The 11,829-nt window shown below is 64.0% G+C and carries 11 protein-coding genes; 4 read left to right on the top strand and 7 right to left on the bottom strand.

What is annotated here, in order from left to right:
* Positions 1 to 26: 26 nt before the first annotated feature.
* Genes RS897_RS27875 through RS897_RS27855 form a run of 5 tightly spaced genes read right to left on the bottom strand, consistent with a single transcriptional unit; the run spans position 27 to position 6,240 of the window.
* Positions 27 to 797, bottom strand: coding sequence for an SDR family NAD(P)-dependent oxidoreductase (locus RS897_RS27875; protein WP_315831934.1), 771 nt, complete (start codon positions 795 to 797; stop codon positions 27 to 29).
* Complete coding sequence (locus tag RS897_RS27870) at positions 797 to 2,008, bottom strand: acyl-CoA dehydrogenase (RefSeq protein ID WP_315831933.1); 1,212 nt, start codon at positions 2,006 to 2,008, stop codon at positions 797 to 799. Before RS897_RS27870 ends, RS897_RS27875 begins: the two co-directional genes overlap by 1 nt.
* A gap of 53 nt (positions 2,009 to 2,061) precedes the next feature.
* Entirely contained in the window at positions 2,062 to 3,279 is a 1,218-nt protein-coding gene (locus RS897_RS27865) for an ABC transporter substrate-binding protein (protein WP_315831932.1), read from the bottom strand.
* A gap of 59 nt (positions 3,280 to 3,338) precedes the next feature.
* Entirely contained in the window at positions 3,339 to 5,468 is a 2,130-nt protein-coding gene (locus RS897_RS27860; RefSeq protein WP_315831931.1) for an acetate--CoA ligase family protein, read from the bottom strand.
* A gap of 1 nt (position 5,469) precedes the next feature.
* Positions 5,470 to 6,240 (bottom strand): enoyl-CoA hydratase/isomerase family protein, encoded by a 771-nt coding sequence (locus RS897_RS27855; RefSeq protein ID WP_315831930.1) that lies wholly within the window; start codon positions 6,238 to 6,240, stop codon positions 5,470 to 5,472.
* A gap of 186 nt (positions 6,241 to 6,426) precedes the next feature.
* Between RS897_RS27855 and RS897_RS27850 the strand changes: the two genes are divergently transcribed.
* Positions 6,427 to 7,404, top strand: coding sequence for a tripartite tricarboxylate transporter substrate binding protein (locus RS897_RS27850; protein WP_315831929.1), 978 nt, complete (start codon positions 6,427 to 6,429; stop codon positions 7,402 to 7,404).
* Positions 7,405 to 7,425: 21 nt separating this feature from the next.
* Here RS897_RS27850 and RS897_RS27845 read toward each other — a convergent pair whose 3' ends face one another.
* Entirely contained in the window at positions 7,426 to 8,100 is a 675-nt protein-coding gene (locus RS897_RS27845; protein WP_315831928.1) for a TetR/AcrR family transcriptional regulator, read from the bottom strand.
* Positions 8,101 to 8,204: 104 nt separating this feature from the next.
* Here RS897_RS27845 and RS897_RS27840 point away from each other — a divergent pair, with 104 nt between their 5' ends.
* Positions 8,205 to 9,089 (top strand): SMP-30/gluconolactonase/LRE family protein, encoded by an 885-nt coding sequence (locus RS897_RS27840; protein WP_315831927.1) that lies wholly within the window; start codon positions 8,205 to 8,207, stop codon positions 9,087 to 9,089.
* 7 nt (positions 9,090 to 9,096) lie between these two features.
* On the opposite strand, the gene RS897_RS27835 is transcribed toward RS897_RS27840, so the two are convergent.
* Entirely contained in the window at positions 9,097 to 10,014 is a 918-nt protein-coding gene (locus tag RS897_RS27835; protein WP_315831926.1) for a LysR family transcriptional regulator, read from the bottom strand.
* Positions 10,015 to 10,157: 143 nt separating this feature from the next.
* Between RS897_RS27835 and RS897_RS27830 the strand changes: the two genes are divergently transcribed.
* Positions 10,158 to 11,240 (top strand): LLM class flavin-dependent oxidoreductase, encoded by a 1,083-nt coding sequence (locus RS897_RS27830; protein WP_315831925.1) that lies wholly within the window; start codon positions 10,158 to 10,160, stop codon positions 11,238 to 11,240.
* Between the two features lie 57 nt (positions 11,241 to 11,297).
* Positions 11,298 to 11,792 carry a flavin reductase family protein gene (locus tag RS897_RS27825; RefSeq protein ID WP_315831924.1) on the top strand — a complete coding sequence of 165 codons (495 nt, stop codon included), beginning with the start codon at positions 11,298 to 11,300 and terminating at the stop codon, positions 11,790 to 11,792.
* Positions 11,793 to 11,829: the final 37 nt, after the last annotated feature.

Genomic DNA, 11,829 nt, shown 5'->3' with positions numbered 1-11,829 from the left:
GAAAACTGCGCGACTACTACTGCTCACTAAGCGAGATATCCGCCGTCGACGGGCAGGATGACACCGTTGACATAGGACGCCATCGCCGAGGCGAGAAAGATCACCGGCCCCGCGATCTCGTCGGGCTGTCCCACACGCTTCAACGGCGTACGCGCCATCAGGCCAGACAACCTCGTCGGATCGTCGCGGGTGCTCTCGCTCATCTCGGTCGCCACGATGCCGGGCGCGACGGCGTTGACCCGGATGCCATCAGGCGCGAGATCGCGGGCAAGTGCCTGCGTGAACAGCCTCACCGCACCTTTGGACGGAGAATAGCCGAGCGTACCGCCCATGCCGCCAAAGGCCGCGACGGAAGCAACGTTGATGATGCACCCGCGCGTTTTACGTAACGCCGGAATGAAAGCATGAACCACGTTGAAGGTACCGTTGACGTTTACATCGAAGACCTGGCGCCAGTTCTGATGGGCGCGCGGGCTGTCGATGGGCTCGCGAATGATGATCCCGGCATTGTTGACGATGACATCGGCGGGACCGATCTCCTCATCCACGCGCTTCGCCAGCTGGACGCAGGCCTGAGCGTCGGTCACGTCGAGCGCATAGGCGGCGGCCTCCCTGCCTCCCGCCCTTATCTCGCCTGCGGTAGCCTCCGCCCGCTCGTCCCGCAGATCGGCCACGACGACTTTTGCCCCTGCCGAGGCCACCCCAAGCGCGATGGCTCGTCCGATCCCTTGCCCCGCCCCCGTCACCATGACGAGGCGATCGTGCAGCAGACCCGGGACCTGCCCCTGAGAGACCATTATTTGCCCCTCGATAGCTGCAGGATGCGATCGGCGATGATGCCGAGCTGGATCTCGGTCGTGCCTGCATAGATCGTCTCGGCACGCGCCTGTAGATAGATCGCCTCAAAGCGACGCCGCGCCACCGTGATCGCGGGAATGTGCGGAAGCGACGCCTGCTGAAGCAGTTCGAGCGCGAGGGCGGCAAAGCGCTGATGCGCTTCGCTCCAGTACAGCTTCGCAAGACTGCCGCGCGCCCCGATCTTGTCACCGTTGGCGAGCGCCTCGACGGCGGTCTCGACATGCGCCTTCAGCACCTCGATCTCGACGGCGACCTCGCCGAGCCTGACCGCATAATGGCGTTCGCCGACCATTTCGGACAGCGCGGCATCTGCCTTGCAGGCCGAAATCAGATGACGCAGCTCATTCTCGAATCGCCAGGCGCGATACATGCGGTTGGTCGCCCGCTCGATCTCCAGCACGCGAATGGCCGCGGCCCAGCCCTCGTCGGGCGCGCCGAGTGCGTCAGTCTGGGCGACCTCGACCTCGTCGAAGAAGACCTCGCAAAAGCTCTCGCGTCCGTCGATCGATTTGATGGTGCGCACGCGCACGCCGCTGGCATCGAGCGGTACCGCGAACATGGCAAGGCCGCGATGGCGATCCTCCAGCGGCCCGGTACGGGCAAGCACCAGACAGCGCTGCGACCGGTATGCGCCGCTGGTCCAGATCTTCTGGCCGTTGATCCGCCAGCCGTCACCGGTTTGCGTGGCACGGGTGCGAAGCCCCGCGAGATCGGAGCCGGCTTCAGGTTCCGAGAAGCCCTGACACCAGATGTTGCGCATCTCGATGATCGCGGGCAGGAAACGCCGCTTCTGCTCCTCGCTGCCGACCGCCAGGATGATCGGACCGGCAAGCTCCTTGCCGATCGAGTTGACGCTTTCCGGCATCGCAAGCCGGCCGATCTCCTGATTGGCGATGAGATGTTCGCGCAAGGAACGGCCATGCCCGCCATAGGCCTCCGGCCAGGTGATTCCGGTCAGCCCGGCGCGGTACATCGCCGCCTCCCAGGCGACCGATTGCTGGAGCGTGGGCGTCGTGAATCTGGCGCTGTCGCTGCGGAAGCTGGCAGGCAGATTGGCGTGCAGCCAGCGATGCATCGCTTCGCGATAGGCTTCGCCGGCCAGGGTCTCACCTGCGACCGGATGGGTCGATACCGCTTCAAGTACACTCATCGCCTGCTTCCCGCTTTCGCCATACGTGCCTTCATGTACCGGCAGCCTGTTCTTCACTGCGACTTGAGAAGATCGCAGGTACTCTCCGATGCCGGCCGCCACGCGTCCTCGGGCGCGATCGTGCCGGTGATCTCGTAATAGTCGTAGGTGTATCTGGATTCGGCCGGAGCCTTGATCCGCGCGACATAGAGCGGACGCATCACCTGGCCGTCGGCCCTGATGGTGACATTCTTCATCTCGAAATCGTTGATCGGCGTGTTCTTCATCTGCCGCATCACGGCGTCGCCATCGTCGGAACCCGCGGCGGCGACCGCCTTCAGATAGTGTGTGACGGCGCTGTAGGTGGCCGCCTTGCCTTCATTGAGAAGCTGGCCGTTCGTCGCCTCGGCATAGCGCTTGGCAAAGGCCCGGCTCTCCGCAGTCATGTCCCAGTAGAAGGGCGTCGTCAGCCGCACGTTCTGGAGATCCTTGAGGCCAATTCCGTGCGTCTGGCTGATCATGAGGCCGAGAGGAACGAGCAGTTGCTTCTTCGTTAGCCCGAACTCCTGGGCCTGCTTGATCGCATTGGCGAAATCCGCACCTGAATTGGCGAGCGCAATCGCATTGGCGCCGCTGGCCTGCGCGGTCAGCAGGAACGAGGAGAGATCCGACGAATTGAGCGGATGCAGCACCGAGCCGACTACCTTGCCGCCGCCCGCCTCGATGAACTTCGTCGCGTCCGCCTGCCAGGCCTTGCCGAAGGCGTAGTCGACCGTCAGGAAGAACCAGCTGTCGATCCCCTGCGCGAGCAGCGCTTTCACAGTGGCCTTCGGCTGGGCGTAGGTGTCGACCACCCACTGAGTCGTCATCGGCGAGCACTTGTCATTCGTGAAGAACGATCCCGCCGTTCCCGCGAGCAGGTAGGGCTTCTTGCGGTTCTTCATGATCTCCTGCACGGCAAGCGCGATCGACGAAGCAGAGCAGCCGACGATGGCATCGACACCTTCATTGTCGACCCAGCGCAGCGCGATGGCGACGCCGACATCGGGCTTGTTCTGATCGTCGGCGATCACGAGTTCGATCTTCTTGCCGTTGACCGTTCCGCCGAAATCGCCGACCGCGAGCTTGGCGGCGACCGAACCCAGGCCGCAATTGTCGGCGTAGGGACCGTTCTGGTCGTTCATGATGCCGATCTTGACGACATCGCCGGAGATGCCCTGCGCGGACAGCGGCGTATTCGTGAGCAGCAAGGCAATCATGCCCAGTGTAGCGATCGTCGATGTCTTTACCATTTCCTCCTGCTTCCTGCGTTTCCTCTGGGCCGGCTTCTCCGACCTCTTGTCGATTGGCTTCAGTGATGCTCGTGAGCCGGGAACTTGCCGTGCGGGATCAACAGCGCGTCGAGCGCCACGGCCCCCTCGCCTTCGCCCCGCAACAGCAGCGGATTGACGTCGATCTCCGCGATCGTGTCGGCATGCGCAGCGGCGAAGCGCGACAACGCGGCAACGGCCCGGGCTGCGGCTTCGAGGTCGGCGCGCGGCCGCCCCCGCGCGCCGTCGAGCACAGCGAACGCCTTCAGCGATTTCAGCATTGCCATCGCCTGCGCCTCGCTGACCGGTGCCATCTGCACGGCTGAGTCCTGGAGGATCTCCGCGAAGATGCCGCCAAGACCGACCATCACAACCGGCCCGAACACCGGGTCGACGCGGCTCCCCAGAATGAGTTCGGCGACGCCTTTGGCCATCGGCGCCACGATCACGCCATCGATCGCCGCGTGCGGCGCCCTGGTGGCGACGCGATCCAGCATCTGGGCATAAGCCCGCCGGACGTCAGCTTCCGAACCAACGCCCACGACCACGCCGCCGGCCTCCGTCTTGTGCGGCAGATCGGGCGAGGCGATTTTCAGCACCACGGGATATCCGATGTCGGTGGCGGCGCGAGCCGCCGCATCAACATCCTGCACGAGACGCTCGGCAAGGACCGGAACGCCGGCGTCCGCGAGCGCTCGCTTGGCACCGAGTTCGTGGCGGAAGGCGTCGGCCGCAAGCGGCTGTGCCCGCTCGATCGCCGGCTTGTCCTGTGGACGCCTCGCCACGGCCTGCAACCGCACCAGCGCGGCGACGGTTGCGCAACAGCCGTCGAAACTCGCGATCGTTGGAAAGCCCAGCGCGTGCAGCTCGGTCAGCGCATCCTCCGGACCGTCGACGCACAAAACGATCGAACGTGCGGGAAATTGCGCGCGGATGTTGCGCAGCGTGTCCATATAGATGGAACGCAGGCGCGGCAGATGCAGCGAGAACGGGAGTGGCAGGATCACCGTATCGGCCCGCTCGTCCGCCACGACGGCGGACATGATCTTCTCCAGCAGATCGGGGCGACTGGACATCTGCGCAGTGGCGTCGACCGGATTGCGGGCCGATGCAAACGGTACCAACTCCAGAATCTTTCGTTGCGTCTCCTCGTCAAGCTCGGGCAGCGACAATCCGACCGCCTGCGCCGCATCCGCGAGCAGCACGCCAAAGCCCCCCGACGCCGTGAGGATCGCTATGCCCGGGCCCTTCGGCAGCCGGTCCGGCAGCAGGATCGATGCGGCATGACCGAGATCGATGAGCTCGTCGATACTGCGCACGCGCACCGCCCCGCAACGCGCAAACAGCGCGTCAAACACGGCATCCGATCCCGCCATCGCTCCAGTGTGCGAGGCCGCAGCGGCCTGGCCTGCCGCAGACGTGCCGATCTTCATGGCGATGACAGGCTTGCCGGCATCGCGCGCCTCTTCCAGCGCCGAGATCAGGCGGCCAGCATCCCGGCACGCTTCGAGGCAGCACAGGATCACCTTGGTGGCGGGATCACGTGCCATCCAGGCAATGCCGTCGGCGATGTCGATGTCGCACTCGTTGCCCGTCGTGATGAAGCGGCTGACGCCGACGCCGCGCTCGCTGGCAAGGCGCATGGTGTAGCTGCCGAGATTGCCGCTCTGCGAGACGATGCCGAGCGCGCCGGCGGTCGGCATGCCTTGTTCGAGCACGATCGAAAACGTCGCGATGCTCTTTTCGGCGATGCTGACGGCGCCAAGGCAGTTCGGCCCAAGCAGGCGCATGCCATTGTTGCGCGCGGCCAGCCGCAGGCGGTCCTGCATCGCACGGCCCTGCTCGCCGAGTTCGGCAAAGCCGGAGGAAAACACGACGACGCTACGGACGCCACGGGCCGCGCACTGCTCCACGGCCTCGCCAGCTCGCTCCGCATCGACCGCGATGATGGCGAGATCCGGCGCCTCTGGCACCTCGGCCACCGAGGCGTAGGCCTTCAGCCCCTGTACCGTCGCCGCCTTTGGATTGACCGGATAGATGCGGCCCGCATAGCCGTGACGGCGCAACAGATCGACCGGCCGGCCGCCGATCTTCGTCGCCTCCTGCGAGGCGCCGATGATCGCGATCGAGCGCGGCAACATCAGCGCGTCGAGACCCTCTCCCGGCCGCATCTCAGCGCCCCTTGAACACCGGCGTGCGCTTCTCCAGGAACGCCATCCGCGCTTCCTTGGCGTCCTCCGTCTTGGACAGCGCCATGGTGATGTTCTGCTCGAAACGGTAGGCGTCCCGCGGCGGCATCAGCTCGACCATGTTCGCCGCGTTCTTGGCATATTCAATCGCGATCGGGCTCTTCGAGGCGATCTCGCTGGCGAGCTTCATCACTTCGGGGATCAGATTTTCCTTGGTCGTGCAGGCCTCGATGATGCCGAGGCGGTAGAGCTCGGCGGCAGGCACGCGGTAGCCGGTGAAGAACATGCGGCGCATCAGGGAGCGACCGAACAACGTATTCAGCATCGCCGCACCACCGGCGAGCCCGACATTGATCTCCGGCATGCCGAAGACGGCCTCCTCGCAGGCGTAGAAAATGTCGCAGGAAGCCATCAGGCCCACGCCCGCTCCCAGCGCAACGCCGTTGATCGCCGCGATGACCGGCTTTGAACATTCACGGATGCAGTTTCCGGTCTCGCGCGTGATACGGTTGTGGCTGTGAAACGCGCCGATCTTCGCCGGATCCGGACGATCCTTCAGATCCGCGCCGCTGCAAAACACCTTTCCGGCGCCGGTCAGGATCGCGACCCTGACGTCGCTGCGCTCGGAAATCTCGTCGAATACGGCCACGATGCGGTCGCGCATCGCGCGATCGAGCGCGTTCACGGGAGGCCGGTTCAGCGTCACCAGCGCGATATGATCGGACACTTCAAGGGTGACGATATCTCCTGACATGGCTTCCTCCTGGGCTTCTGTTCGTCTTGCTTGGTTCGCTTGTCGTCCTGACCGATCGGTCAGCTTTTTGTGTTGATAACACCAAGTTTGGCTGCTTGCAATATCCAGCTGATCTCCTATTGACCGACCGATCGGTCAGCCGATAGATTTCCGCGCAATCAAAGAACGACCTTGAGGAGGACTCGCATGCCCAGGATCAGCCGACGCCAGGCGACAATTTTGATCGCCGGCGCCCTTGTTGCCCCGCTTGCCGCACCTGCAATCGTAAGGGCACGCTCGCAGACGATCTTCATCATCGTGCCCTATGCACCCGGCGGCTCAATCGACAGCCTGATGCGCTCGATCGCGAAAGCCATGGCGGAAACCCTGGATCAGCCGGTCCTGGTCGACAACAAGCCCGGCGCCAACGGCATCGTCGGATCGCAATATGTGGCGCGCGCACCGAAGGACGGGTCGGTCCTGCTGGCTAGCGGCACCGGGCCGATTTCGCTGAACATCCTGCTGCGCAAGAACCTGCCCTACAAGCTCGAGGACTTCGCCTCCGTCGCCATGCTCTGCAATGGGCCGCTGTCGCTGACCGTGAACGCGCGGACGCCCGCCGCCGACGTGAAGAGCTTCGTCACTTATGCCAAGGGGCGCGACAAGCCGCTGTTCTACGCCACGTTGGGCCCGGGCAGCGTCACTCACCTGTTCGGGATCATGATGGGCAAATCGATGGGATTCGCCGTCACCGAGGTCGCCTACCGCAACAATCCCGCCTCCATCATGGAAACGCTGTCGGGCGAATGCGACCTCAATTTCGCAACGCCCGCCGCCGTCATCGAGCACGCGCGCGGCGGTCAGCTTCGTATTCTCGCCGTCTCCGCGGAAAAGCGCATGGCGAGCTTCCCCGAAATACCGACGCTGGCCGAATCCGGCTATCCCGACCTCACGGCATCGTTCTGGACCGCACTTCACGCCCCCGCGGGCACGCCGCGCGACGTCATCGCGCGCCTGAACGCGGCAGCCAACGCTGCGATGCAGAAGTCCGAGATCGCAAAGCAGCTCGATACCGATGGCCTGATGGTCGATACCGGCGCACCGGAACGGCTGGATGCCCAATTGACCAAGGATGCGGCGCTCTGGGGACCGGTGATCAAGGCGCAAAACATCGCCCTGGAATAAGGCGCGGCTGCCGCCCGCCGATCAGCGCGACTTGCGCCGGCCTGCCTTGGGCGGCTCCGCCCGGGGAAGCTCGACAAGTTCGCCAATCCGCAGGCCGTTGAAAATCATGTCGAAGAAGATCTCCGCGATCTGCTCGGGCGTTGCGGACTTGTTGGGATTGTACCAGCGGTGCATCCAATTCAGCGAGGAGAGGATCAGCCGCCCGGTCATGGGAACATCGACTTTGCGAATCTCGCCGGCATCGATGGCTTCCTGGATCAGCCCGCGCAGAAAATTCTCGAAGCGGTCGCGGCGCGTCAGCCGCTCCTTGTGCCGCAGCCGGTCGGGATCGTTCCAGAAGGCGGTCGTGGAGGCGATCCAGGCCCAGCGGTAGCGCCGGAAATATTCCGCCGTTGCGACCATGAAAGCACGGATCTTCTGCGAGGGCGGCCCGTCGGGAATGCGATCGCGCACGAACAGATAGAGCTCGAGCGTCGAGCCGACCGCGACGCGCGCGTAGATTTCGTCCTTGTTGGCGAAATGATGATAGAGAAGCGACTTGGAGATGCCGCAAGCGAGCGCGATGTCGCGCATCGAGGTTCCCTCAAAACCCTTGCTGGCAAACAGCCGCCCGGCCTCGGCGAGGATTTGCAGTACGCGATCCGAGGCCTCGGCCTGGTTCGCAACGCCATCCTTCATCGTCGACAGTTCAGTCATGCAGTCCACAATCCATTCGTCAGCCTGCGCCAACCCGAGAGATTTAGAATGACCCTAGTTTTTCACCGACCGATCGGTCAAGCCCGGCGATTCCACGAGGGCGCATGAGCGCGGTCCGCATCACCCGCATCGGCGCGACGAAGGACCAACTCGGCGAGAGCCCGGTCTGGGACGAGCGCCGACAGCGCCTCTATTGGATTGACGCCCTGGCCGGATTGATCCATGCGCTCGATCCCGTCACCGGCGCGGCCGAGCAGTTCAGCGTGCCCGCACCGATCGGCTCGCTGGCACTGCGCGGCGACGGCGGCGCTGTCCTGGCCCTGCGCAACGGATTTGCGCGCTACGATTTCGACATTCGCGCGCTGACGGAAGGTCCGTCGATCGGTCTCGACCACCCGAAGGTGCGACTGAACGACGGCAAGGCCGATCCGTATGGACGCTTCGTGGCTGGCACGATGCACGGCGACCGCGCCCGGGATGAGCCGCCGCTCGGCGGTCTCTATCGCCTGGACGCATCGGGCGCGCCGGAACTGCTGGAGACGGACCTCGCCGTGAGCAACGGCCCATGCTTCAGCCCGGACGGACGGACGTTCTACCTCGCGGACAGCGCGAGACGGGTCATCTGGGCTTATGCTTACAGTCAGGATGGCCCCCTCTCGAACAAGCGCGTTTTCGTCAACACCGAGGCACAAGCGTCCGGTTGCGACGGAGCGACGATCGATTCGGAAGGCTATCTCTGGTCCGTTCTGGTGCGTACCGGCAAGATCGCGCGTTTTGCGCCGAACGGAACGATCGCACACACCATCAATATGCCGGTCCGTCATCCCACCAGCGTGACCTTCGGCGGGCCCGATCTCGACGTCCTGTATGTGACATCGATCTCGCGCAGCCACGCTCTCGGCGACGATCACCCCGATGCCGGAGGCTTGTTTGCCGTCGAAGGCCTCGGCGTTCGCGGATTGCCGGCGCTCCGGTTCGCCTCGGACTGATCGGCACCTATGGCGCCGATCGCCTGATCTGCCTTGGCACGTTCTCGGCCATGTAGTCCACGAAGACCCTGATCTTTTCCGGCAGATAGCTGCTCTGGAGAAACGCAGCGTAGATTCCCTCGTCGAAGGTGGAATTCGTTACCCGGAAGCCCGGCAGCAGACGTATCAGGCGTCCGTTCTTCAGCTCCTCTGCCACGGTGTAGTCATCCATCAGCGCGATGCCGTGCCCGGTGACGGCGAGATCGCACAGCACCACGCCGTTGTTGCTGCCAAAGGACGACGGCACGACGATCTCGCGCAGCCTGTTCTTTCGCATGAACTTCCAGACGACATCGTCGGGGCCCATCCAATAGGTCAGGCAGTTGTGGCGGGTGATATCTTCCGGTTCACGCAATTTCGGCATCCGGCCGACGTAATCCGGCGAGGCCACGAGAATCCGCTCGCTCTTCAGCAGCCTGCGCTGCATGAGGCCAGGATCCTTCGGCGCAGCGATCTGGAAATCGACGTCGAACTCGTCCTCACGAAGCTGGGCGCGCCGCTCGGACAGGCGCAGCTCCACCTTCAGCTCCGGATAGAGCTTCTGAAAGCCCGGTATCAGTGGCGAGAGCACCTTGATGCCAAACAGCGTCCGCGAATGCACCCGCAGCGTTCCGCGCGGGGCGGTCTGGAGTGCGAGCGCTGCGGCTTCGGCGTCCTCGATGCCATGCAGCACCTGCTCCGTCCGCTGGAAGAAGATCTTGCCCGCGTCGGTCAATCCGAGATGGCGCGTGCTCCGATTCAGGAGTTGCACACCGAGCTGCGCCTCGAGCTCGCCGATATAGCGCGACACCGACGCCGGCGAGAGCCCGACGCGGCGCCCGGCCGCCGAAAAGCTGCCCTCGCGGACGGAGTTGACGAACAATTCCATGGCTTGGAGGCGGTTCATCGATCTTTTCAGATTCTGCAAAGGACATGCTCAGATTACATCAATTGTTCGAAAAAGCTCAAGGCCGTAGCTTGCTCGGAACGGGTCGCAAGCGCGACCGCGGGATCGCAACAGCGACCGCGATTTGGTGGAGGACACAACCGATGGAATTCGGCGTATTCATTCTGGCGCAGCAGCGCGGCTATCATCAGAGCTCGCAGCAGGTCATCAACAACGCCGTCGAGCAGACGGTTGCCGCCGAACACGCCGGTTTCGATACGGCGTGGTACGCCGAGCACCATTTCAACAATTACAGCCTGTGCCCCTCGCCGCTGATGATGGTCGCGCATTGCGCCGGCCTGACCAAGCGCATCCGGCTCGGCTCGGCCGTCTGCGTGCTGCCGCTGTACAATCCAGCGCGACTGCTCGGCGAGATCGGCTTTGCCGACACCGTCTCGAACGGCCGCCTCGATCTCGGCATCGGCTCAGGTTATCAAAAGTTCGAATTCGACCGCTTCGGCGTCGACCTCGACCATTCGCATGTGCTGTTCGCCGAGTTCTACGACGTGCTCCAGGCCGGCATGCGCGATCGCATCTTCTCCTATTCGGGCGAGCACCTGAAGATGCCGCCGACCGCCATCGCCGTCCGCACGGTGCAGACGCCGATGCCGCCGATCTGGGTCACGTCCGGCCACGGCGAAACGCTCGGCCGCGCCATTCGCGACAACCACAATCTGTTCGTCACCGCGCTGCTGAACGGCCTCGACGCCATCAAGGCGCTGCGCGAACGCCTCGAGGGTATCGCAGCCAAAGAAAGCCGTTCCATCGACGACACACACTTCGGCTTCCTGCGCTGCGCCTATGCCAGCGACAATGACAGCGAGATCCAGTCGTATCTCGACAATGCGCGCTTTCAGCGCCGGCTCTCCGAAAGCCTGAAGTTCCGGCGCGCCCAGAGCGATGACGGCTATCTGATCAAGGAAGAGGCCGGACCGAACGACATGAGCCTGGAGACGATGCGCAACAATCTACCTGTCGGCAGCGTCAACCAGGTGATTGATCGCATGCTGGAAGAGATCAGCATCCTCAAGCCGACCCACATCGCGCTTCAAACCCAGCTCGGCGATTTCGATCAGCGCACGATGCTGCGCCAGATCGAGCTGTGGGGCAGCAAGATCATTCCCGCGATCCGGAAGGAGCTGAAATCCGGCCGCGGCAAGGTCGCGAGCGAAGCGGTTTCGGCGTAAGCGCGACCGGCGAGGAGCGAGGTTCGGAGGTACGTCATGGGATGTCAGATGTCTCAAATGACTGATGTCCGCTCAGTCGAAGCCGCGGAATTCCGGTTGGCCATGCGCAACCTCGCGAGCGGCGTCGCAATCGTGACGACGGGCGCAGAGGCCGCGCGGCGTGGACTGACGGTCAGCTCCGTCACCTCGCTGTGCATGGAACCGCCCTGCCTGCTCGTCGGCGTCAATACGAGCTCCGAAACGCACGCCGCCATCCTCGCCAATCGCCGCTTCGGGATCAGCCTCCTCGGCAAGGGGCAGGAGGATTTGGCGCTGCGCTTTGCTGGCGGCGCCAATGGCGTCGATCGCTTCGCGACGGCACCGTGGCAGCAGGGCATCCTCGATATACCGCTGCTCGAACCCGCGATCGGCGCGTTAGAGTGCGTGTTGCACCATCACCAGGTCGTCGGCACGCACGGTCTCTTCATCGGCAGAATCGTCGCCACCCGCGGCGGGAACGGCGATCCTCTCGTCAACTTCCAGGGCGCGCTGCGCGCGTTGCCTCAGGCGTAACCGCCTTTCGCTCGGCACGACGCCGTCCATCGCGCCA

It is taken from the genome of Bradyrhizobium prioriisuperbiae, from assembly GCF_032397745.1.
GTDB lineage: Bacteria > Pseudomonadota > Alphaproteobacteria > Rhizobiales > Xanthobacteraceae > Bradyrhizobium_A > Bradyrhizobium_A prioriisuperbiae.
This window is presented reverse-complemented; position numbering and strand designations above follow the sequence as displayed.